The 22,677-nt window shown below is 53.2% G+C and carries 18 protein-coding genes and 1 pseudogene; 11 read left to right on the plus strand and 8 right to left on the minus strand.

Annotation, left to right across the window (positions count from 1 at the left end; translation table 11 throughout):
• Positions 1–13 precede the first annotated feature (13 nt).
• The gene (gene dapA / locus AC07RN_RS09800; protein WP_015959970.1) at positions 14–892 is read right to left on the minus strand and encodes a 4-hydroxy-tetrahydrodipicolinate synthase; all 879 of its coding nucleotides are present in this window, start codon (positions 890–892) and stop codon (positions 14–16) included.
• Between the two features lie 144 nt (positions 893–1,036).
• On the opposite strand from dapA, the gene AC07RN_RS09805 reads away from it, so the two are divergent.
• Positions 1,037–1,597, plus strand: coding sequence for a glycine cleavage system transcriptional repressor (locus tag AC07RN_RS09805; RefSeq protein ID WP_015959971.1), 561 nt, complete (start codon positions 1,037–1,039; stop codon positions 1,595–1,597).
• A complete protein-coding gene (gene bcp / locus AC07RN_RS09810) occupies positions 1,597–2,067 on the plus strand; it encodes a thioredoxin-dependent thiol peroxidase (RefSeq protein ID WP_015959972.1) in 471 nt (156 codons plus the stop codon). Before AC07RN_RS09805 ends, bcp begins: the two co-directional genes overlap by 1 nt.
• 39 nt (positions 2,068–2,106) lie before the next feature.
• On the opposite strand, the gene AC07RN_RS09815 is transcribed toward bcp, so the two are convergent.
• Complete coding sequence (locus tag AC07RN_RS09815; RefSeq protein WP_015959973.1) at positions 2,107–3,168, minus strand: AI-2E family transporter; 1,062 nt, start codon at positions 3,166–3,168, stop codon at positions 2,107–2,109.
• 222 nt (positions 3,169–3,390) lie between these two features.
• On the opposite strand from AC07RN_RS09815, the gene bepA reads away from it, so the two are divergent.
• Together bepA and arsC are read left to right on the plus strand one after the other, a co-directional pair.
• A complete protein-coding gene (gene bepA, locus AC07RN_RS09820) occupies positions 3,391–4,854 on the plus strand; it encodes a beta-barrel assembly-enhancing protease (RefSeq protein ID WP_015959974.1) in 1,464 nt (487 codons plus the stop codon).
• Between the two features lie 65 nt (positions 4,855–4,919).
• A complete protein-coding gene (arsC, locus tag AC07RN_RS09825) occupies positions 4,920–5,279 on the plus strand; it encodes an arsenate reductase (glutaredoxin) (protein WP_478336228.1) in 360 nt (119 codons plus the stop codon).
• Here the strand turns inward: arsC and AC07RN_RS09830 are convergent.
• Positions 5,276–6,100: a transposase family protein gene (locus AC07RN_RS09830; protein WP_478336229.1), complete on the minus strand. Its 825-nt coding sequence runs from the start codon at positions 6,098–6,100 to the stop codon at positions 5,276–5,278. The two genes, arsC and AC07RN_RS09830, sit on opposite strands and share 4 nt — an antisense overlap.
• 158 nt (positions 6,101–6,258) lie before the next feature.
• Here AC07RN_RS09830 and celB point away from each other — a divergent pair, with 158 nt between their 5' ends.
• From celB to AC07RN_RS09845, 3 genes are read left to right on the plus strand one after another with little or no spacing between them, the layout of a single operon-like run.
• Positions 6,259–7,578: a PTS cellobiose transporter subunit IIC gene (gene celB, locus AC07RN_RS09835; RefSeq protein ID WP_478336230.1), complete on the plus strand. Its 1,320-nt coding sequence runs from the start codon at positions 6,259–6,261 to the stop codon at positions 7,576–7,578.
• A 3-nt stretch (positions 7,579–7,581) separates the two neighbouring features.
• Complete coding sequence (locus tag AC07RN_RS09840; protein WP_478336231.1) at positions 7,582–8,541, plus strand: glycosylasparaginase; 960 nt, start codon at positions 7,582–7,584, stop codon at positions 8,539–8,541.
• A 50-nt stretch (positions 8,542–8,591) separates the two neighbouring features.
• Complete coding sequence (locus AC07RN_RS09845) at positions 8,592–9,968, plus strand: leucyl aminopeptidase family protein (RefSeq protein ID WP_478336232.1); 1,377 nt, start codon at positions 8,592–8,594, stop codon at positions 9,966–9,968.
• Between the two features lie 45 nt (positions 9,969–10,013).
• On the opposite strand, the gene AC07RN_RS09850 is transcribed toward AC07RN_RS09845, so the two are convergent.
• From AC07RN_RS09850 to AC07RN_RS09865, 4 genes are all read right to left on the minus strand, one after another.
• The gene (locus AC07RN_RS09850; protein WP_189683356.1) at positions 10,014–10,715 is read right to left on the minus strand and encodes a DnaA inactivator Hda; all 702 of its coding nucleotides are present in this window, start codon (positions 10,713–10,715) and stop codon (positions 10,014–10,016) included.
• 221 nt (positions 10,716–10,936) lie between these two features.
• Positions 10,937–12,226, minus strand: coding sequence for a uracil permease (gene uraA, locus AC07RN_RS09855; protein ID WP_478336233.1), 1,290 nt, complete (start codon positions 12,224–12,226; stop codon positions 10,937–10,939).
• An 87-nt stretch (positions 12,227–12,313) separates the two neighbouring features.
• Entirely contained in the window at positions 12,314–12,940 is a 627-nt protein-coding gene (upp, locus tag AC07RN_RS09860; RefSeq protein ID WP_015959982.1) for a uracil phosphoribosyltransferase, read from the minus strand.
• 183 nt (positions 12,941–13,123) lie between these two features.
• A complete protein-coding gene (locus AC07RN_RS09865; protein WP_478336234.1) occupies positions 13,124–14,554 on the minus strand; it encodes a 6-phospho-beta-glucosidase in 1,431 nt (476 codons plus the stop codon).
• 277 nt (positions 14,555–14,831) lie between these two features.
• Here AC07RN_RS09865 and purM point away from each other — a divergent pair, with 277 nt between their 5' ends.
• The 4 genes from purM (at position 14,832) to ppx (ending at position 20,322) form a co-directional block, all read left to right on the plus strand.
• Positions 14,832–15,869, plus strand: a complete 1,038-nt coding sequence (purM, locus tag AC07RN_RS09870) for a phosphoribosylformylglycinamidine cyclo-ligase (RefSeq protein WP_478336235.1) — start codon at positions 14,832–14,834, stop codon at positions 15,867–15,869.
• A complete protein-coding gene (gene purN, locus AC07RN_RS09875; protein ID WP_015959985.1) occupies positions 15,866–16,507 on the plus strand; it encodes a phosphoribosylglycinamide formyltransferase in 642 nt (213 codons plus the stop codon). The genes purM and purN overlap by 4 nt, the downstream gene beginning before the upstream one ends.
• Before the next feature lie 209 nt (positions 16,508–16,716).
• On the plus strand, positions 16,717–18,777 hold the full coding sequence (gene ppk1 / locus AC07RN_RS09880; protein WP_015959986.1) for a polyphosphate kinase 1: 2,061 nt from the start codon (positions 16,717–16,719) through the stop codon (positions 18,775–18,777).
• 3 nt (positions 18,778–18,780) lie between these two features.
• Entirely contained in the window at positions 18,781–20,322 is a 1,542-nt protein-coding gene (ppx, locus tag AC07RN_RS09885) for an exopolyphosphatase (RefSeq protein WP_449554609.1), read from the plus strand.
• Between the two features lie 10 nt (positions 20,323–20,332).
• Here the strand turns inward: ppx and AC07RN_RS09890 are convergent.
• A pseudogene (locus AC07RN_RS09890) lies at positions 20,333–22,568 on the minus strand (sensor domain-containing phosphodiesterase).
• Positions 22,569–22,677: the final 109 nt, after the last annotated feature.

Here is a 22,677-nt window from a genome sequence, read left to right on the forward strand (position 1 = left end):
ATCTCCCTAAACTCTACAGCAAACCGGCATGCTTCAGCGCCCCGGCAACCACATCACGACCATGGTCGGTGATAGGGGTCATCGGCAGACGCAGCGTATCGGTTGCTACAAGTCCCAACTCCTTACATGCCCATTTCACTGGGATCGGATTGGGTTCGACAAATAATTTTGTGTGCAGCGGCATTAGACGCTGGTTAATCACGCGCGCTTCATCGAAATGACCCGCCGCAGCCAGTTTGCACATTTCAGCCATATCGCGCGCCGCCACGTTAGTGGTAACGGAAATCACGCCATGGCCGCCGAGCTGCATAAAGTCCAGCGCGGTCGCATCATCACCACTGAGCAGAATAAAGTCGTCAGAAACCAGCTCTTTGATCTGATGAACGCGGCTTAAGTTCCCGGTCGCCTCTTTAATTGCGATAATATTTTTAACTTTCGAGAGACGGCCTACCGTTTCAGGCAGCATATCGCAGCCAGTACGTGACGGCACATTATACAGAATTTGTGGCAAGTCAGTATGTTCAGCGATGGCTTTGAAGTGCTGGAAGAGACCTTCCTGCGTCGGGCGATTGTAGTAAGGCGTCACCGTCAGGCAGCCGACAATGCCGCTATTATTGAAACGCTGCGTTAGGCTAATGGCCTCAGCGGTGGCGTTTGCACCGGTACCGGCAATCACCGGGATACGCCCGTCAGCCAGTTCTACGGTCATCATCACCACATCACCGTGCTCATCGTGGCTCAGGGTGGCGGATTCTCCGGTAGTCCCTACCGAAACGATCGCCGCAGTCCCGTTGGCGACATGGTAATCAATCAGTTTTTTCAGGCTTGACCGGCAGACATTACCTTTCTCATCCATCGGCGTAACAAGCGCAACAATACTTCCCGTGAACATGGGCCATCCTCTGTGCAAACAAGATTCTCAATGGTACGTTTGGAACTGTAATAAAAGCAAGCGACGTAAGGCGTCCAGGCTGTTGTATGCATGTTTTTTTTATGCTTTCCTTAGAACACTTGACCACGCAAAGGAAGAACAGGTTTGACAACCTCATCACAACATTACCTGGTTATCACTGCGCTGGGTGCTGACAGAGCCGGTATTGTGAACACCATCACCCGCCACGTCAGCAGTTGCGGCTGCAATATCGAAGACAGCCGCCTTGCGATGCTTGGCGATGAGTTTACGTTTATTATGCTACTTTCCGGGACCTGGAACGCGATTACGCTCATCGAATCGACGCTGCCGCTCAAGGGCGCTGAGCTGGATTTACTGATTGTCATGAAGCGTACCACCGCGCATCCGCGCCCAGCGATGCCAGCCACGGTGTGGGTTCAGGTTGAAGTCACCGACTCCCCGCATTTGATTGAACGCTTTACGGCGCTTTTTGACAGCCATCAAATGAACATTGCTGAACTGGTATCGCGTACACAGCCAGGCGCCACGCCAAAACTGTTTATTCAGATTACCGCGCACAGCCCCGCGTCACAGGATGCATCAAATATTGAGCAGTCATTCAAAGCGCTCTGTACAGAACTCAATGCGCAAGGCAGTATAAACGTCGTAGATTATTCACAGCACGAACAGGATGGAGTTGAGTAATGAATCCACTGAAAGCCGGTGACATCGCACCGAAATTTAGCCTGCCCGATCAAGACGGCGAGCAAGTAAATTTGACCGACTTCCAGGGACAGCGCGTTCTGGTCTATTTTTACCCGAAGGCCATGACCCCAGGCTGTACCGTACAGGCTTGCGGTTTACGCGATAACATGGACGATCTAAAAAAAGCGGGCGTTGACGTGCTGGGTATCAGCACCGACAAGTCAGAAAAACTGTCACGTTTTGCCGAAAAAGAGCTGCTGAACTTCACGCTACTGTCTGACGAAGACCATCAGGTCTGCGAGCAGTTTGGCATCTGGGGTGAGAAGACCTTTATGGGCAAAACTTACGACGGCATCCATCGCATCAGCTTCCTAATCGGTGCAGATGGCAAAATTGAACATGTATTTGACGATTTTAAAACCAGCAACCACCACGATGTGGTCCTGGCCTGGTTAAAAGAAAACGCCTGAAACCTATAAAAAATCCCGGTTCACTGAACCGGGATTTTTTTACTCTTCTACTGCTGGCACATCCGGCCAGGCGTGAACCACCGCTTTGATAAGCGTGGCGAGTGGAATGGCGAAAAACACGCCCCAGAATCCCCACAAACCGCCGAAAATCACCACCGACAAAATAATCACCAGCGGATGCAAGTTGACCGCTTCCGAGAACAATACGGGCACCAGCAAGTTACCATCCAGCCCCTGAATAATCAGATACACTGCGAAACAGCTCCAGAACTCGGTTCCCAGACCAAACTGGAACAGCGCTACGCCGATAACCGGAATCGTCACCACAAATGCGCCGATATACGGAATCAGAACTGAGAAGCCCACCAGCACCGCCAGCAACAGTGAATAATTAAGCCCGAAGATCACAAAGCCAATCCAGGTGGCAACGCCAACCACAATCATCTCCAGCACTTTGCCGCGAATGTAATTGGTGATCTGCTGATTCATCTCCTTCCAGACCTGTCCTGCCAGCCCACGATTACGTGGCAGAATACGACGCACCGCGTTCAGCATCTGCTCTTTATCCTTCACCAGGAAGAAGACCATCAGCGGCACTAGCACAAGATACACGGCCAGCGTCAGCAGCCCGACAAGCGAGGCGAGCGAATATTTCACCACCGAATCGCCCATCGTCATGATGCGGGCGCGCATGTTTTCAGCCATCGCATCGATAATGCCGGCGTCCATCAGAGCCGGATAACGCCGCGGCAGCGTCGCCGAAAAATCGGACAGTTTATTCAGCATGCCCGGCATGTCGCGGATCAGGTTAATCCCCTGTTGCCACGCAATCGGTAGCACCACAAACGACATGAGCAAAAGAATACCGACAAACAAAATGAGGACGATACTGCTTGCCCAGCGGCGAGAGCAGCCGATCTTTTCCAGACGAACCGTCGGCCATTCGAGAAGATAAGCCAACACTAAGGCCACCAGCAAAGGTGCCAGCAGCCCGCTAAAGAAGAATAAAATACCAAATCCGGCGACCAGAATGACCAGCAAAGCAATGGCCTCGGGATCGCTGAAGCGGCGCCGATACCACTGCATTAACATTTCGAGCATACAACCCTTCCCTGAATCGGATGGCGGGACTGAGAGGGCGAATTGTATCTAACTGTCGCAAAAAAGACTTTCGCTTTTTGTATCTCACTCACGTTTAGCAAAAGCCGGGTGAATGGGATTTTCTTCACGCCTCAACACGGCTACACTCGCAGAGCAGTCGAAGGTGAACGATATACGGGTTCACCGGTCAAATGAGCACATCCAAAATACAGGGCAGAGGCTATGTTCAGGCAGTTGAAAAAAACTCTGGTTGCGACACTTATCGCCGCGCTGACTGTCGGTCAGGCGATGCCCGCGTTCGCGGACTCGGCGGATACCTTGCCGGATATGGGCACCTCAGCAGGCAGCACGCTGTCCATCGGGCAAGAGATGCAGATGGGCGATTTTTACGTCCGTCAGCTTCGCGGTAGCGCGCCGCTGATTAACGACCCGCTGCTGGTGCAATACATCAATGGGCTTGGGATGCGCCTGGTCGCCCATGCTGACTCGGTCAAAACCCCTTTCCACTTCTATTTAATTAATAACGACGAAATCAACGCTTTCGCCTTCTTTGGTGGAAACGTAGTGCTGCATTCGGCGTTATTCCGTTATTCCGATAACGAAAGTCAGCTTGCATCCGTTATGGCGCATGAAATCTCCCACGTCACCCAGCGCCATCTGGCGCGTGCGATGGAAGATCAAAAACGTACTGCCCCGCTCACCTGGGTCGGCGCACTGGGCTCTATTTTGCTGGCAATGGCCAGCCCGCAGGCGGGTATGGCAGCACTGACCGGCACGCTTGCCGGTACGCGCCAGGGCATGATCAGCTTTACCCAACAGAACGAGCAGGAAGCCGATCGCATCGGCATTCAGGTGCTTCAGCGCTCAGGCTTTGATCCTCAGGCGATGCCCACGTTCCTCGAAAAGTTGCTGGATCAAGCGCGCTATTCGACTCGTCCGCCAGAAATCTTACTGACTCACCCGTTGCCAGAAAGCCGTCTGTCCGATGCGCGAAACCGTGCCAACCAGATGCGTCCTGTGGTTGTGCAGTCGTCGCAAGATTTCTACATGGCAAAAGTCAGAACGCTCGGGATGTACAAGTCCGGGCGAAATCAGCTCACCAGCGATCTGCTCGACAGCCTGTCTAAAGGCAATATCCGTGAGCAAAATGCAGCACAGTACGGTCGTGCGCTTGAGGCGATGGAGGCCAGCAAATTCGACGAGGCGCGAAAAGCGATACAGCCTTTGCTGACCGCTGATGCCAATAATCCGTGGTATCTCGATCTGTCGACCGACATTGATTTGGGCCAGAAGAAAACCACCGATGCGATCAATCGCCTGAAAGGGGCAAAAGATCTGCGCACCAACCCGGTGCTGCAGCTCAACCTGGCGAATGCTTACTTACAGGGTGGACAGCCGAAAGAGGCCGCCACAATCCTTAATCGTTACACCTTCAATAATAAAGACGATCCTAACGGCTGGGATTTACTGGCACAAACGGAAGCACAGCTCGGTAATCGGGACCAGGAACTGGCTGCACGCGCAGAAGGCTTCGCGCTAGTGGGGCGTCTGGATCAGTCCATTTCGCTGTTGAGCAGCGCCAGTTCGCAAGTGAAGCTGGGTAGTCTGCAACAGGCCCGATACGATGCGCGTATCGACCAGCTGCGTTCATTGCAGCAGCGGTTCAAGCCTTACGAGAAAATGTGATTTAGCACGTTGCAGGAAAGCCAACGCACCTGCAACGTGAAGTGCGACGAATAAAAGGAGAATTCATGTCAGATGCGGTAAAAATTTATCATAACCCACGCTGCTCCAAGAGCCGCGAAACGCTTGAGCTTGTGAAATCAAAAGGCGTCGAACCCGAAGTGGTGCTGTATCTGGAGACGCCACCGGACGCACAGACTCTTCGCCAGCTGTTGAGCATGCTGAATATGGCAAGCGCGCGGGAACTCATGCGTCAGAAAGAAGATCTGTATAAATCGTTAAATCTGGCGAACAGCCAACTGACGGAAGATGATCTGATTAAGGCGATGATCGACAATCCAAAGCTGATTGAACGCCCTATTGTCGTCGCTCATGGCAAGGCACGCATTGGCCGTCCGCCGGAAGACGTGCTCGCGATCCTCAACTAATCCTGACGCCGCAGCGCTTCCAGAAATGCCTGCGGCGTACGATCCCCCAGTTTTTTCTGCGTTTTCCCCTCGTTATAAAACTCACACATTTTTTCCAGTAAACACTCTACTGACTCAGCCTCGATACGCGGAATAATCTCCACCAGCCGCACCGCCACCTGCACGGCATTTTGCTTTGCGCGACCGATCGTCAGGGCTATGCCGTCGGGGATGAAGGGCGATTCAAAACCAAAAGTCTCAAAAGATTGTATATCGGCCGGGCAAGCCTTTAGCAGTTCACGAATCCAGTTCGCGAGTAATTGTGGCGAGATCCCCGCGTAAACTCGTGCAAAGCACCAGCCACTGATGGGCTCTCGCGCCCAGAGCACATGTTGCTCGCCACCGTCGTCCATATGCAGTGAAAATGAAAGATGGTGAAGTTCAAGATGGTTCGGCCGTCGCCCCGCCTTTATCGCTTTTAGCCCCTTCAGCGGCGCGCCCTGACGCGGTGTCACCGCAGCTTTGAGATAGCGGTTTAGCGTGGCGCGAGAGACGTGAATACCCAACCCATCGTTGACTAACATTAGAAGCTCATCGAGCGGCGCGCCCGTGGCATCGCGTAGGGCATTAATCAACGAGATCTGTTCTTGTCTCATCGCTTTGTGTATGACTTTCGGTGTGGTGTGGTTATCTGAAATATGCTCACGGTTACGCCAGCGGCGGACGGTGGTGATGGATATCCCCAGTTCCACAGACAGCTCCCTGTCACTTTTATCAGACTGCTGAAGATACCGGCGGATACGCGGTGTGGTCGTAGCATTGGCGTGCAGTTTAATTTCCATCGTGAGAATTCCGTTAAATTTTTAATAACCAATCTTATGAGATATATATTCGCAGTGTGAATGCATTGTGACTGATTTCACCTTTTTCTCGTCACGCAGCACTGATAATCCACACACATAACACAAACCACATCACTCAATCTTGTACGGAGTTCACAATGAACAATGTTCTGGGATTTCTTGAAGCAAAACTGATGCCGCTGGCGGCTAAAACGGCTCAACAACGTCATCTGGGCGCTATTCGTGGCGCCTATGTTTCTTTCATGCCGTTTATTATTGTCGGCTCAATCCTGCTGGTTATCTCTTCTTTCCCCAATCAGACTTACCAGCAGTTTATGTCTCAGGCTTTTGGTGCGAGCTGGAGCGCCATTATCGAGATCCCGTTCAACGCGGTGTTCTCCACGATGTCGCTGTTTATCAGCTTCCTCGTCGCGTACCGTCTGGCGGAACACTACAATGAAGACCGCGTGTCGTGCGGCATCCTTGCGCTGGTGAGTTTCCTGATCCTCACGCCGTTTATCAAAGTGGCCGAGAACGGCGGCATCACGGTCATCCCCGTGGAATGGATCGGCAGCAAAGGGCTTTTCGTGGCGATGATTGGCTCGCTGCTGTGGACCGAATTGTTCTGCTGGCTGAAGCGCAAAAATCTGGTGATCAAAATGCCAGAAGGCGTACCGCCTGCGGTACAGGAATCGTTCGCCGCGCTGATCCCCGCGCTGGTGGTCATGATTCTGGTACTGATGATTCGCATCGCGTTTGAAAACACCCACTACAACACCATTCACCAGTTCATCTACGAAGTGGTCGCAACGCCAGTGCGACATTACGGGACATCCTACTTTGGCGCGCTGATGACGGTATTCAGCATCACCATTCTGTGGTCAGTGGGCATTAACTCCGGCTCAATGATTAACGGCATTATTCGTCCGCTGTGGATGGAAAATCAGACCGACAATATCGCTGCCATTCAGGCTGGGGTGACCCCGCCACACATTATCACCGAACAGTTTTTTGACATGATCTGGATGGGTGGCGCAGGCGCAACGCTGTCGCTGGTCATTGCGATGCTGATTTTTGCTCGCAGTAAAAACATGCGTGAAGTGGCACGACTCGGCGCGGGGGCGTCGGTGTTTAACATCAACGAGCCGATTCTGTTTGGTCTGCCGGTCATCATGAATCCGATCATGCTCATCCCATTCAACCTGGTGCCGCTGGTGCTCGTCACCGTGCAGTATGCCGCGATGAAACTCGGCGCGGTGGCGGTGACGACGGGCGTTTTCATCCCCTGGACGCTACCACCGGTCATCAGCGGATTTATCGTTACCGGGCACATTAGCGGTAGCGTGATGCAGCTTCTCAATTTGCTGATCGGCGCGATGCTCTACCTGCCGTTTATGAGCATCCTGGACAAACAATACCGCGCCGCGGAGCTTGCAACCGCGATGCCAACTGAAACCACGCTGGCTAAACAGGAGTAAACCATGTGGGGAATTATTGCGACCTGGCGAATGGCGCTGGAAGGAGTCACTGAGTCGGCAACGGCGCTGGCGGCGGGAAAGCCGGTTTCAACGGCGGTGGTCGATGCCGTCGCGACCGTCGAGGACTTTCCGTTTTATAAGTCCGTCGGTTATGGCGGGCTACCTACCGAGAACGGTGACGTTGAGCTGGATGCTGCCTACATGGATGGCGACACGCTGGCCTTCGGCGCAGTCGGCAATCTGGTCGATATCGCAAACCCGATCCGCGTGGCGCATGCCTTGAGCCGTCAGCGCTATAACAGCTTGTTAGTCGCCCAGGGTGCGCGTGAATGGGCGCTGAGCCAGGGATTCACCGACAAGACAATGCTCACCGAGAGAGCCTTGCAGCACTATCGCAAACGCTGCCGTGAAACGCTGGATAAAGGGTTAAGTCCTTACAACGGACACGATACGGTCGGGATCATTGGCCTGGATAATCACGGATCGATGAGCGTCGCCACGTCCACCAGCGGCCTGTTTATGAAAAAGCGCGGGCGGCTTGGCGATTCGCCGATCATCGGCTCCGGTTTTTATTGCGACAGCGAAACAGGCGCGGCGACCGCCACAGGCGTGGGCGAAGACCTGATGAAAGGCTGTACCAGTTACGAAATCGTTCGTCGTATGGCTCAGGGTATGACTCCGCAACAGGCGGCGGATTCCGTAGTCTTCGAACTGGAAGACAAGCTGATGTCGCGCTTCGGGCGCGTAGGCGATCTCTCGGTGGTCTGCATGAACAACAAGGGTGAATTTGGCGCAGCAACCAATATCAAAACGTTCTCCTTCGTCGTTGCTACTGCGCGTCAGCCGCTCACCGTTTTTCGCACCGAGCGTCAGCATGAGAAAACCCATTATCAGCCTGTCGATGATGCATGGATGCAGGATTATGCCGCACGCATTCGTGCGCCGATTGAGGAGTCATCATGATTACCTAACAGCTTATTAACGAGCTCGCGCAGGCCGATGCAGCGAGTCATTTGATTGCCCGCAGCGCCTGCCAACATCTGCCCGGCACCGCGCTGATTAACGAAATGCGCGCGCAGAAAAGCGTGGCGGACACCCGCTTCGGCTGTGCCCCTTTTACGCGCATCACCCTGCTGCCAGATGCCTTATGGAAGGATAATCTGACCGAGGGTTTGCTCAACGCACTGCGCCCGCTTTTTGCCGATCCGGTCAGCGAAACGGTGATTATCGACGTTACCGAAATTGATGACACCGTGCTGGCGCAGCTGCTGCGCTTTGTGTTCAACCAAGCGCATCGGCTCAGCGATTTGCAGTTGAAAAAACCGGATGCCTCGGCGATTCGCCTTCGCCACATCACCGCCCTGTGTCTGCCCGAGCAGCAGGCGCATGTAGAGTCAATCTTCCGTCAGCAGCAGGCGATTGCGAACGGGATGATTGCCGCACGGCGTCTATCGGATATGCCCTCTGACCGCTGCACACCGCAGTTTGTGGTCGAGGAGTCGCAAAGATTATGTGCTGCCTTCCCTTCCCTTCGCTGCGAGTCGCTCGATGAAAAACAGATCGTTGAGCAAGGGCTGGGACTGCTGCATGCCGTCGGGAAAGGCGCGGCCTGCCCGCCGCGACTGCTGGCAATCCATTACGACGGTATCAAGGATGGCCCGGTGCGTTGTTACGTCGGTAAAGGCATCACTTTCGACACCGGTGGCCTGTGGCTAAAAGACGGCGCGGGCATGTACACCATGAAATATGACATGTGCGGCGCGGCAAACGTGATGGGGCTAATGCTCACTATTGCTGAGCTGAATCTGCCGGTGCGGGTGATGGGCGTCCTTGCGCTGGCGGAAAATGCCATAGGCCCGGATGCGATGCAGCCCGGCACGGTGGCGCGCGCCTGCAACGGCATGACGGTCGAGATTAATAATACCGACGCTGAAGGACGATTAGTACTGGCCGATGCCATTGCGTGGGCGAGCCAGCGCCATCCGCACGTACATTATATTATCGACATCGCAACGTTAACGGGCGCGGTGGTGAAGGCGCTGGGGTATGAGTTAAGTGGTTTGATGACGCAACATGAGCCGCTGCGTCAGTCACTGACGGCTGCTGGCGTAAAAAGTGGAGACGAAGTGTGGTCATTGCCGTTGGATGCGCGGCTGAAAAAACAGACCGAAAGCGCTATCGCCGATCTGTGTAATACGCCGACGAACAACGCCGCGATCAGTGCTTCGGCGGCGTGGCTGCTGCATCACTTTTGCCCACCGTCTATTGCGTGGGCGCATCTCGATATTAGCGGTACGGCGTTATGGCGGGAAGGTGGAAAAAGCGTGGCATCAGGCAGACCGATTCCGCTTCTTACTGAGCATTTATTGGGTGATATACAGAAAGAGTAAAACATTTGCTCTGGAGCCGGGCAAATATCAGTGCCGCCCGGCGCATTAAAGCTTCAGAGTGTCTTTCACGAACGGGATCGTCAGCTTACGCTGGGCGGTAATCGAGGCGTGATCGAGCTGATCGAGCGTATCAAAAAGCGTGCGCATTTCCCGATCCAGGCGCTTAAGCAGAAAACGGCCCACGTCTTCCGGAAGCTCAAATCCACGCAGTCGTGAACGCAACTGTAACGCCTGGAGCTTATCTTCGTCGGATAGCGGCTGCAGCTTGTAGATTTGCCCCCAGTCCAGACGAGAGGCCAGATCCGGTAAACCGAGATTGAGCTGGCGCGGCGGACGATCCCCCGTGATCAGTAAACGGGTTTTGCCCGATTCCAGAATCCGGTTATACAGATTGAACATCGCCATTTCCCACTGCTCGTCCCCGGCAATACATTCGATATTGTCGATACACACCAGCGAAAGATGTTCCATGCCGTCGAGCACTTCCGGTACGAACCAGGTGCGCTTGTCCAGCGGCACATAGCCTACCGCGTCGCCACGTTGCGAAAGTTCAGCACAGGCAGCATGCAAAAGATGGCTACGCCCCGCGCCTTCGCGTGACCAGATATAAATGTATCCGCTGTGATCCTGGCGCAACACGTTTTGCAGCGCAGCCAGTAAAGAGGGGTTATCACCCGGCCAAAAACTCGCGAAAGTTTCGTCGTCAGGAAGATAAAGTGGCAGAGAGAGCTGTGCCGGTCCGTTCAGAAATACCTCGATTAAGGTCTAACGTAAAATCGGCGAAGAGTTTACCACGGAACCTGCAATGAGAGAACCGGGCGGATCGTCCGCCCGGTTATACACGTCATCCTTCAAGCTGCCTCTGCGTTGGCTGCGTCTGCTCACCCCAGTCACTTACTTGAGTAAGCTCTTGGGGATTCTCAGACTTGCCGCCTTGATGCCGCTTGAATGATTTTATGTATATAAGATCAATGTAACGCGTTTTCACTGTCGTCCGCGTCCAGAATTTCTTCTTCAGGACGCAGGACGGAGATCAGTTTGAAAATCAGGCTCAGCCCCACACCCACGATGGTGGCCAGCGCCATGCCTTTCAATTCTGCCGCGCCAATGTGAACCTTCGCACCGCTCACACCGATGATCAGAATGACGGAAGTCAGGATCAGGTTCTGCGTTTTGTTGTAATCCACTTTGGATTCAATCAGCACACGAATACCGGACGCGCCAATCACCCCGTACAGCAGCAGCGAAACACCGCCAATCACCGGAACCGGGATAATCTGGATTGCCGCCGCCAGCTTGCCGACGCAGGAGAGCAGAATCGCAAAGATAGCCGCCCCGCCAATCACCCAAGTGCTGTATACGCGGGTAATCGCCATCACGCCGATGTTCTCACCGTAGGTGGTGTTTGGCGTTGAGCCAAAGAAACCGGAGATCATGGTCGACAGCCCGTTGGCAAACATCGAGCGGTGCAGACCTGGGTCACGGATCAGATCTTTTTTGACGATATTCGCCGTGACCACCAGGTGACCGACGTGCTCAGCGATAACCACCAGCGCCGCAGGCAGAATGGTGAAAATAGCAAACCACTCAAAACGCGGGGTGTAGAAGGTTGGCAGCGCGAACCAGTGCGCCTGCGCAATCGGGGAGGTATCCACGACGCCCATCGCGAAGGAGAGCGTGTAGCCCGCCAGCACCCCAATCAGAATCGGGATAATCGCCATAAAACCACGGAACAGAACGGAACCAAATACCGTCACACCCAGCGTGACCAGCGAGATGATAATGGTTTTGGAATCAGGTGATTGCCCATCTGCTGGTAACAGACCCGCCATGTTGGCAGCGACGCCTGCAAGCTCAAGACCGATGACGGCAACGATTGCGCCCATCGCCGCAGGTGGGAACATCACGTCCAGCCAGCCGGTACCGGCTTTTTTCACGATAAAGGCCACAACGCAGAACAGCGCGCCGCACATAATGAAACCGCCCAACGCCACTTCGTACCCTAACGGCAACAGCAGCAGAACCGGGGAAATAAACGCAAAGCTTGAACCCAAATAGGCCGGGATTTTGCCCTTACAGATGAAGAGATAAAGCAGCGTACCGACGCCATTGAACAGCAGCACGGTGGCCGGGTTGATGTGAAACAGGATTGGCACCAGCACGGTTGCGCCAAACATGGCAAACAGGTGCTGCAAACTAAGCGGGATCGTCTGCAAAAGCGGCGGTCTTTCACTCACCCCGATAGTACGGCGCGTCATAGTGTTTTCCTCAAGTGTTGTTGGTTATTGGTGTTTTTATTCAAAAAAAAGCCGACTATCAAAGTCGGCTTCTTATTCGTTATTCGATTATTTCGTACCAAAAATCTTGTCGCCGGCATCGCCAAGCCCCGGGATGATGTACCCGTGCTCGTTCAGACCCTGATCGATGGAAGCCGTATACAGCTCAACGTCCGGGTGCGCTTTTTCCAACGCCGCAATACCTTCTGGTGCCGCTACCAGCACCAGCACTTTAATGCTGTTACAGCCTGCGTTTTTCAGCAGGTCGATAGTCGCGATCATCGAACCACCGGTTGCCAGCATTGGGTCAACCACCAGCGCCATACGCTCATCGATGTTGGAAACCAGCTTCTGGAAATACGGAACAGGCTCAAGGGTTTCTTCGTTACGGTAGATGCCGACAACGCTGATACGCGCGCTCGGGACGTGCTCCAGCACGCCTTCCATCATACCCAGACCTGCGCGCAGGATTGGCACAACGGTAATTTTTTTACCTTTGATCTGCTCAACCTGAACCGGGCCGTTCCAGCCCTCGATGGTCACTTTTTCAGTGGCCAGATCGGATGTTGCTTCGTAAGTCAGTAAGCTTCCAACTTCAGAGGCCAGTTCGCGAAAACGCTTCGTGCTGATGTCATGCTCACGCATCAGGCCCAGCTTGTGTTTAACGAGTGGGTGCTTCACTTCCACAATCTTCATTCTCATTCTCCTCTGAGGTGGCTACCGCAAAAAAAATCGCCGGATTATACCGCTTTTTTCGGAGTGCGCCATACCCATCTTGATTGACGGTGATCAAGCAAAGTGATGAATACTGCGATATTGAGTCTACATCAAGACAAAAAAGAGCCCCGCATTGCGGGGCTTATTCGTCATTTACGCGGGTTAGAGCGATTCGCCGTTGGTGGCGATCACGTTTTGATACCAGTCAAAAGACTTTTTCTTGCTGCGTTTAAGCGTGCCGTGACCTTCGTTATCTTTATCAACAAAGATGAATCCGTAGCGTTTTTTCATCTCACCCGTTCCCGCAGAAACCAGATCGATACAACCCCACGGGGTGTAGCCCATCAGATCGACACCATCTTCGACAACGGCTTTTTTCATCTCGCTGATATGCGCGGCAAGATAATCAATGCGGTACTGATCGTTCACCGTGCCGTCACTCTCCTGCACGTCGATGGCACCGAAGCCGTTTTCAACGATAAACAGCGGCAGCTGATAGTGATCCCAGAACCAGTTCATGGAATAACGCAGCCCAACCGGATCGATCTGCCAGCCCCAGTCAGATTTTTGCACGTACGGATTAGACACCAGCGATTTGCTTTCGTCGTAGTCCAGCTGCGGGTTATCTGGCGTCGCTTTAGTGGCGAACGACATGTAATAGCTGAAACCAATGTAGTCCACACAGCCTTGTTGCAGCGCAGTAAGATCGTCGGCTGTGATGTCCAACTCAAAGCCGCGACGTTCAAAGTAGTTGAGCAAGTGCTGAGGGTATTTTCCACGGACATGCACGTCGGTGAACCAGTAGCGGCGGTGCATAGCGTTCATCGCCATCATGACGTCGTTAGGCGCGCAGCTTAACGGATAGATTGGGCACATGGCGATCATGCAGCCGATTTGCAGCGACGGATTGATTTCGCGTCCGGCTTTGACTGCCAGCGCACTGGCCACCAGTTCATAATGCGCTGCCTGGAACATTACCGGCTCGCGGTCTTCGCCCGGCTCATACTTTAGACCGGAGTTGGTAAAGGGCGCGAAATCTTCGTGGAAGTTAGCCTGATTGTTGATCTCGTTGAACGTCATCCAGTACTTCACTTTGTGCTGGTAGCGCTCAAACGCCACCGTTGCGAAACGCACAAAGAAATCGATCAGCTTGCGATTACGCCAGCCGCCGTATTCCGTGACCAGATGATAGGGCATCTCAAAGTGAGAAAGGGTAATCACCGGCTCGATACCGTATTTCCGGCATTCGTCGAACAGATCGTCATAGAACTGCAAACCGGCTTCATTGGGTTCCAGCTCATCACCGTTTGGGAAGAGGCGTGTCCAGGCAATCGAGGTACGGAAACATTTAAAGCCCAGTTCGGCAAAAAGTTTGATGTCTTCTTTGTAGCGATGGTAAAAGTCGATGGCTTCGTGGTTCGGGTAGTTTTTACCCTGCAATACGCCGTTGGTGATTTCACGCGGTACGCCATGGGCACCCACCGTCATCACATCGGCAACGCTCACGCCCTTGCCGCCCTCTTTCCAGCCACCTTCCAGCTGATGTGCCGCGACCGCGCCACCCCACAGAAAACCTTCTTTGAATCCTGGCATGCTTTTTCCCTCATTCTGCGTTATGTTCTGCAAAAACCATTACAGAAACCGGTTTCAGTGGAATCATGTGCAATGCCATAAAGCGTTGCAAGCACATTACCGAAACCGGTTTCATTTTCGTGAACGGTATCAAGTTTGTCTGCGCTCTAGGGTTAAATGTGCAAATTTCCCGCGACTTCTTACGACAGCAGAATAGGCTCGCAAACGTTTGCCTGGACTGTTAGAATTGCGCCGATTTTTCTTACTATCGCAATGCAATCGCGTGGGGACTTGAGCCGTGACCAACAAAACTTCTCTCAGCTACAAAGATGCCGGTGTTGATATTGACGCAGGTAATGCGCTGGTTGACCGAATCAAAGGTGTGGTGAAAAAAACCCGCCGTCCTGAAGTAATGGGCGGTCTGGGTGGATTCGGCGCACTGTGTGCACTGCCGCAAAAATATCGCGAACCTGTTCTGGTTTCTGGCACTGACGGCGTGGGAACGAAACTGCGTCTGGCGATGGATCTTAAACGCCACGACACTATCGGTATCGATTTGGTCGCCATGTGCGTCAACGACCTGGTTGTTCAGGGTGCTGAGCCGCTTTTCTTCCTCGACTATTACGCTACCGGCAAACTCGACGTTGATACCGCAGCAAGCGTGATCACCGGCATCGCCGAAGGCTGTCTGCAGTCTGGCTGTTCGCTGGTCGGTGGTGAAACGGCAGAAATGCCGGGGATGTACCACGGTGAAGATTACGACGTCGCGGGATTCTGCGTCGGCGTGGTAGAAAAATCAGAAATTATCGATGGCAGCAAAGTGACCGATGGCGATGTGCTGATTGCGCTGGGATCCAGCGGCCCGCACTCAAACGGTTACTCGCTGGTACGTAAGATCCTCGAAGTAAGCAAAACCGATCCAGAAACCACCGAGCTTGAAGGCAAGCCGCTGGCCGATCACCTGCTCGCGCCAACCCGCATCTACGTGAAAAATATTCTTGAGCTGATTGAGAACGTTGACGTTCATGCCATTGCCCACCTGACCGGTGGTGGCTTCTGGGAAAATATTCCACGCGTTCTTCCTGATAACACCCAGGCCGTGATTGACGAATCTTCATGGCAGTGGCCAGCCGTGTTTAACTGGCTGCAAACGGCGGGTAACGTTAGTCAGCACGAGATGTATCGCACCTTCAACTGCGGCGTTGGGATGCTCATCGCCCTGCCTGCCAGTGAGGCTGATAAGGCCATCGCCCTGATGACGGCAAAAGGTGAAAACGCGTGGAAGATCGGTATCATCAAAGCATGTGATTCCGACGAGCGTGTGGTCATTGAATGAAAAATATAGTGGTGCTCATTTCCGGTAACGGAAGCAATTTGCAGGCAATCATTGACGCCTGCAAACAGAAACAAATTAATGGCACCCTACGCGCAGTTTTCAGCAACAAGGCCGATGCGTTCGGCCTTGAGCGCGCGCGCGAAGCGCACATTCCCGCGCACGCGCTTGAAGCCTCTCAGTTTGCCAGTCGTGAAGCCTTTGACCGTGAACTGGTCCAGGAAATTGACGCCTATGCACCGGATGTGGTGGTGCTCGCCGGCTATATGCGAATTCTCAGCCCCGCGTTTGTCGCGCATTATTCCGGACGCCTGCTGAACATCCACCCTTCTCTTCTGCCAAAATATCCAGGTCTGCACACCCACCGTCAGGTGCTGGAAAACGGTGATGAGGAACATGGTACGTCGGTGCATTTTGTCACTGACGAGCTGGATGGCGGCCCGGTTATTCTGCAGGCCAAAGTCCCGGTGTTTGATGGCGACAATGAAGATGACATCACGGATCGCGTCCAGGCGCAGGAACATGCCATTTACCCGCTTGTGGTGAGCTGGTTCGTCGATGGGCGCCTGGAGATGCGTGAAAACGCAGCCTGGCTGGATGGTATAAAACTGCCCCCTCAGGGGCATGCTTCAGAAGAATGATAATTCAAGCCGGCGATTGCCGGCTTTTTGTTGCCTGTCATTCGTAAAAACCACAAATAATCAGACGGTTTAGCGCTAATTTTCACGCTGCGTGGTCGGTTTACTGTCATACTTTTCTGGCACAGTTGGACATCTCGTGGCAAAGCTCGCCATAATAGAATCGAGACGGATTTGCTGCGTCCCGTGATTGAAACGGAGTGTAAGTTGTAATGGGTCAGGAAAAGTTATACATCGAGAAAGAGCTAAGCTGGTTAGCGTTCAACGAACGTGTCCTTCAGGAAGCGGCTGACAAGAGCAACCCGCTGATTGAGCGTATGCGTTTTCTGGGGATTTATTCCAATAACCTGGATGAATTCTACAAGGTGCGTTTTGCTGAACTGAAACGGCGGATTATCATCAGCGAAGAGCAGGGTTTAAACTCTCATTCGCGTCATCTGTTGGGCAAAATTCAGGCGCGAGTGCTGAAGGCAGATCAGGAATTCGACGGTCTGTATAACGAACTGCTGCTGGAAATGGCGCGCAACCAGATTTTCCTGATTAACGAGCGTCAGCTTTCTGCCAATCAGCAAACCTGGCTGCGGCACTATTTCAAACATTATCTTCGCCAGCATATCACCCCCATTCTTATCAATCGCGAAACGGATCTGGTGCAGTTCCTGAAAGATGACTACACCTATCTGGCGGTTGAAATTATTCGCGGCGAATCCATTCGCTATGCGCTGCTGGAAATCCCGTCGGACAAAGTGCCGCGCTTCGTCAATCTGCCGCCGGAAACCCCGCGCAGACGCAAGCCGATGATCCTGCTGGATAACATTCTGCGCTATTGCCTGGACGACATTTTCAAGGGCTTCTTCGATTACGATGCGCTGAACGCGTATTCGATGAAAATGACCCGCGATGCCGAATACGATCTGGTTCATGAGATGGAAGCCAGCCTGATGGAGCTGATGTCGTCGAGCCTGAAACAACGCCTGACGGCAGAGCCGGTGCGCTTTGTCTATCAGCGCGATATGCCGGACGCACTGGTGGAAATGCTGCGCGATAAGCTGACGATTTCTCGCTATGACTCCATCGTGCCGGGTGGCCGTTACCACAACTTTAAAGACTTTATTGGTTTCCCGAACGTCGGCAAAGCCAATCTGGTCAACAAACCGCTGCCTCGCCTGCGTCATATTTGGTTCGATAAATTCCGTAACGGATTTGACGCCATCCGTGAGCGCGACGTTCTGCTCTATTATCCGTACCACACGTTTGAACACGTGCTGGAACTGCTGCGCCAGGCATCGTTTGATCCCAACGTATTGGCCATCAAAATCAATATTTACCGCGTGGCGAAAGACTCGCGCATTATTGATGCGATGATCCACGCTGCGCACAACGGCAAAAAAGTCTCTGTGGTGGTTGAGTTGCAGGCTCGCTTCGATGAAGAGGCCAACATTCACTGGGCGCGTCGTCTGACAGAAGCCGGTGTACACGTTATCTTCTCGGCACCGGGTCTGAAAATTCACGCCAAGCTGTTCCTGATTTCGCGCAAAGAAGGCGAAGATGTGGTGCGCTACGCCCATATCGGTACCGGCAACTTTAACGAGAAAACCGCGCGTATTTATACCGACTACTCGCTGCTAACCGCCGATGCGCGCATCACCAACGAAGTGCGTCGGGTGTTTAACTTTATCGAGAATCCGTATCGTCCGGTGAATTTCGATTATCTGCTGGTTTCGCCCCAGAACTCGCGCCGACTGCTGTATGCGATGATCGACAAAGAGATCGCCGCCGCGCAAAAAGGCGAGCCATCTGGCATTACGCTGAAACTCAACAATTTAGTCGACAAAGGACTGGTGGATCGACTTTACGCCGCCTCAAGCTCCGGCGTGCCGGTGAACCTGCTGATCCGCGGAATGTGCTCGCTGATTCCTGAACTTGAAGGCATTAGCGACAATATTCGAGTGATCAGTATTGTTGATCGCTATCTCGAGCACGATCGCGTTTATATTTTCGAAAATGGTGGCGACAAACAGGTTTATCTCTCTTCTGCGGACTGGATGACGCGTAATATTGATTACCGAATCGAAGTGGCCACCCCGCTGCTGGACCCGCGTCTGAAGCAGCAGATCCTGGATATTATCGAACTTTTACTGAGTGACACCGTAAAAGCACGTTATATCGACAAAGAACTGAGTAACCGCTATGTGCAGCGCGGCAACCGCCGTAAAGTGCGCGCACAACTGGCGATTTACGACTATATCAAATCACTCGAGCAACCTGATTAACCTATGCCGATAAATGATAAGACCCCACGAGCGCAGGAATTTGCTGCGGTCGATTTAGGTTCTAACAGCTTCCATATGGTCATTGCCCGCGAAGTCGATGGCGCAATGCAGATCATCGGTCGCCTCAAGCAACGCGTCCATTTGGCCGACGGTCTTGACGATAAAAACATGCTCAGCGAAGAGGCGATGGAGCGAGGCTTAGCCTGCTTGTCGCTGTTTGCTGAGCGCCTGCAAGGTTTTTCCGCATCCAGCGTCTGTATCGTTGGCACGCATACCCTGCGCCAGGCTTTGAACGCGCCGGAGTTTTTGAAACGCGCCGAAAAAGTGATCCCCTACCCCATTGAAATCATTTCGGGCAATGAAGAAGCGCGTCTGATTTTCATGGGCGTGGAGCATACCCAGCCGGAAAAAGGCCGCAAACTGGTCATCGATATCGGTGGTGGTTCGACGGAGCTGGTGATTGGCGAAGATTTCGAGCCAAAACTGGTTGAGAGCCGCCGCATGGGCTGCGTCAGCTTTGCGCAAATGTACTTCCCTGGCGGCGCGATCACCCGTGAGAATTTCCAGCGTGCGCGCATGGCCGCAGTACAAAAACTCGAATCTCTGGCATGGCAATACCGTATTCAGGGGTGGAACGTCGCGCTAGGTGCATCCGGAAGTATCAAAGCCTCTCACGAAGTCCTGCTGGCGATGGGCGAAAAAGACGGTTTTATCACCCCGGAACGCCTGGAAATGTTGCGCGAAGAGGTTCTGAAATATAAGAGTTTCGAGTCGCTCAGCCTACCGGGACTTTCCGACGAGCGTAAGGCCGTATTTGTGCCGGGCCTCGCGATTCTGTGCGGCGTGTTTGATGCCCTGGCGATCCGCGAACTGCGTCTTTCCGACGGCGCGCTGCGTGAAGGTGTGCTGTACGAAATGGAAGGCCGCTTCCGCCATCAGGATATTCGCAGCCGCACCGCCCAAAGCCTGGCGAATCAGTACAACATTGACCGTGAGCAAGCCAAGCGCGTTCTGGAAACCACGACACATATCTATGAACAGTGGGAAGCGCAAAATCCCAAACTGGCACACCCGCAGCTGGCGGCACTGCTCAAATGGGCCACCACCCTGCACGAAGTGGGCCTGAACATTAACCACAGCGGCATGCACCGCCATTCGGCATACATTCTGCAGAACAGCGATCTGCCGGGCTTTAATCAGGAACAGCAAACCATGATGGCGACGCTGGTGCGTTACCATCGTAAAGCGATCAAGCTGGACGATTTGCCGCGCTTTACGCTGTTCAAGAAAAAGCAGTTCCTGCCGTTGATCCAGCTGTTGCGCTTGGGTGTGTTACTCAATAATCAGCGTCAGGCGACAACCACGCCGCCAACGTTAAGGCTGAAAACGGATGACCACCACTGGACGCTGAGCTTCCCGCATGGCTGGTTTAGCCAGAATGCGCTGGTGCTGTTGGATCTCGAAAAAGAGCAGCAATACTGGGAAGCCGTAACGGGCTGGTTGTTAAAAATCGAAGAAGAAGAATCGCCGGAAATTGCGGCATAACGCCTGAGACTCAGGCGTCTGAAAAAGACGTCTGAGTCTCGATAAGACCTTCAAGCGGTTCAGGTTTACCCATCAAATAGCCCTGCAAATAGTCAATACCTAACGCCGTGACGGCGCTGCGTATCGCTTTCCACGTATTCCGCCACGACCAGCATTTTCTTCATCCGCGCCAGATGGCATATAGAGGCAACGATTTGATAATCGAGACTGTTGTCGGCGATATTGCGAATAAAACTGCCATCAATTTTCAGAATATCTGCGTCGACGCTTTTCAGCCGCGCATAGCTGGCGTATCCCGTACCAAAATCGTCGATAGCGATTCGACAGCCCATCATCTGAAGCTGTTTGACGATCTGACCGGCCAAAACGGCATTGCCAAAACCGCTGCTTTCGGTGATTTCGAAGATCAACTGCCAGGCCTCAATCGCGTATTTCTTGAGTAACCGATTCACCTCAAGGGGAAATTGCGAGCGGCATACCGTTGAGGGCGATAAATTGATGGCAAAACGCTTGCCCGGCAGCCTTTCGCGATGTGTCGCCATAAACTGCAGCGTGCGTTCGAGCACCCATAAATCCACGCGCGAAGATAAACCAAATTCCTGCGCAACGGGGAGGAAGGCGTCCGGTGAAAGTAACGTGCCATTTTCATTCGGCATGCGCAGCAAAATTTCATGGTAATGATCGCCGCGAACGGCCTGTACCCGCTGCGCCATCAGCACAAATTGGTTTCCTTCAAGCGCCGCTTGCAGGCGATTCATCATCGCCACTTTATCTTTCAGGCTCCGTTGCAGATGCGCTGCCCCGCGCTGCTGTAAGCTCTCAGGATGATTGGTGGATAATGATAAATCCGCAATGATGCTCAGCTCACCCAGCAGCAAATAAAGATGGTTTACAGGGGAGCGCACGCAGCAATAGCTCACGCCAACCTGCGGCTGCAGCGGCATGCCATCCCAGATAAACCGAAACTGCTTGATGTGTTCATCCAGCGCCTCGATTCGCGCAGAATGCGATTCGGTGTTCAGTCGTACCGCCAAATCGTATCCCGACAATTGATAGACGCACTCATTGTGCTGGAGCGTACCGTTAATCCACGCGGCGAGCTTTTGCTTGTACTGGATCCGCAGCAACACGCCGTAATTGCGCCCTAGCACTTCCAGCTCGGGGATGCGGAGCATGCACAGTGCTGACCACGGTGATTGAGTCAGCGCGCGCGACAATGCACGCAGGTTGGGCATATGGACGACCGGATCGAGAAACGCCAGTCGGCTGGCGCGTAGCATGATGACGCGCTGACGAGTCGCCAGCATGGCCATGTAGATCACCACGAAGGAGAAAACCAGATAGCTTGACGAGGTGATCGCCAGTTGGATGTCGTAACCCTGATAAAGCGGGATGTAGCGGTAAAAATAATGAATGGAAACCATCAGAACGGGCGTCCAGATCAACGACATCAGTTTGTAGCCAAAACGCATGGAACCCCACAGCATCAAAGGCATCAGCAATGACAGCGTGTAGTTGGTGCTGAATATCGAGCTGTTTTCATTGATGGGTATGAGCAGCAGGGACAGCAGCCCAACCAGCACTGCGCCCCAGATGACAAATTCAGCCACGCTCACTTTTTTGTCAATCTGTAGTCGGATCTGCGAAACCAGCCCTTTCAGATAGCGGGGATGCCGAATCACACGAATCAACAGATAGCTCAATGGCACCCCCGTCAGCCCTCCCACCAGCAGGCCCTGATAATTAATCAAGGTACGGATGCTCATTGGATTTATACCGACCATGCTTTGGCGAGTCGCGTAGATACCCAAATAGACCGCAAACTGGAACAGCAGTAAAAAGAGGGTCGACGGACAGATCACCTGCCAGAAGATACGCTGCGCCATGAGCCTGTCGTCACCATATGCCACCATGCTGCGACGCGGGGCAAACACGCGATATCCCCCCCAACTGAGGATCAGCGGAACGATAAAATGACAGGTGATAGCGATCGTTTCAAACCAGCCAGCGGTAGGGTAGTAGCGGAGAAACAGAGCCAGAATGATACCGGGCACTGCCGCGAGACCAAAAAATAGCATCGTGGCGAGTAAAAATGCCAGGGGCATATAATAGAGCGCAACCAGGCCGCCGCTTAATTGCGTATACGTGCTGGCGAAACTAAATACAGGAAGTAAAGCAACCGGCAGAATGAGAGGAAGTGCCCACCAGCGGTCTTTGTTTTTCTTGAGGAATGCCAGAATTTTCATAGATGCCCAATATAAGCCCTTTCATCCAGAGGGATTTTCAGACAGGCATCCATCCTGACATCATTGCCGCATGCTGTTTGCGTGATACAAACAATATGGAAGAAGAATT

Source organism: Lelliottia sp. GFLA7, from assembly GCF_056490165.1.

Excerpts from the sequence above, each read along its gene's own strand:
- dapA (WP_015959970.1), bottom strand. The coding sequence starts at position 892 with ATGTTCACGGGAAGTATTGTTGCGCTTGTTACGCCGATGGATGAGAAA.
- bcp (WP_015959972.1), top strand. The coding sequence starts at position 1,597 with ATGAATCCACTGAAAGCCGGTGACATCGCACCGAAATTTAGCCTGCCC.
- AC07RN_RS09815 (WP_015959973.1), bottom strand. The coding sequence starts at position 3,168 with ATGCTCGAAATGTTAATGCAGTGGTATCGGCGCCGCTTCAGCGATCCC.
- bepA (WP_015959974.1), top strand. The coding sequence starts at position 3,391 with ATGTTCAGGCAGTTGAAAAAAACTCTGGTTGCGACACTTATCGCCGCG.
- arsC (WP_478336228.1), top strand. The coding sequence starts at position 4,920 with ATGTCAGATGCGGTAAAAATTTATCATAACCCACGCTGCTCCAAGAGC.
- AC07RN_RS09830 (WP_478336229.1), bottom strand. The coding sequence starts at position 6,100 with ATGGAAATTAAACTGCACGCCAATGCTACGACCACACCGCGTATCCGC.
- celB (WP_478336230.1), top strand. The coding sequence starts at position 6,259 with ATGAACAATGTTCTGGGATTTCTTGAAGCAAAACTGATGCCGCTGGCG.
- AC07RN_RS09840 (WP_478336231.1), top strand. The coding sequence starts at position 7,582 with ATGTGGGGAATTATTGCGACCTGGCGAATGGCGCTGGAAGGAGTCACT.
- uraA (WP_478336233.1), bottom strand. The coding sequence starts at position 12,226 with ATGACGCGCCGTACTATCGGGGTGAGTGAAAGACCGCCGCTTTTGCAG.
- upp (WP_015959982.1), bottom strand. The coding sequence starts at position 12,940 with ATGAAGATTGTGGAAGTGAAGCACCCACTCGTTAAACACAAGCTGGGC.
- AC07RN_RS09865 (WP_478336234.1), bottom strand. The coding sequence starts at position 14,554 with ATGCCAGGATTCAAAGAAGGTTTTCTGTGGGGTGGCGCGGTCGCGGCA.
- purN (WP_015959985.1), top strand. The coding sequence starts at position 15,866 with ATGAAAAATATAGTGGTGCTCATTTCCGGTAACGGAAGCAATTTGCAG.
- ppk1 (WP_015959986.1), top strand. The coding sequence starts at position 16,717 with ATGGGTCAGGAAAAGTTATACATCGAGAAAGAGCTAAGCTGGTTAGCG.
- ppx (WP_449554609.1), top strand. The coding sequence starts at position 18,781 with ATGCCGATAAATGATAAGACCCCACGAGCGCAGGAATTTGCTGCGGTC.